The 230-nt window shown below is 36.5% G+C and carries 1 protein-coding gene; it reads left to right on the forward strand.

Annotation, left to right across the window (positions count from 1 at the left end):
- Positions 1-230: N-6 DNA methylase (locus BTV98_RS13440; protein ID WP_143505804.1), on the forward strand; the 230-nt coding region annotated here is incomplete at both ends.

Consider the following 230-nt stretch of genomic DNA (forward strand, 5'->3'; position numbering starts at 1 on the left):
ATGCCAGCCCATTAAGTTTTTTTGGTCAAGAAGAGAATGGTACAACATGGTCTTTGTGTCGTATGAACATGCTGTTTCATAACATTTATGACTCAGATATAAAGCAAGGAGACACCCTGACCGAACCTGCTCATTTTGACCATAATAAAGCTAATGAGTTAAGACGTTTTGATATTGTCATTGCTAACCCACCATTTTCTAGCAATTACAAATATGCTGATTTCAACCAT

Source organism: Psychrobacter sp. Cmf 22.2 (genome assembly GCF_001921745.1).
Lineage (GTDB): Bacteria > Pseudomonadota > Gammaproteobacteria > Pseudomonadales > Moraxellaceae > Psychrobacter.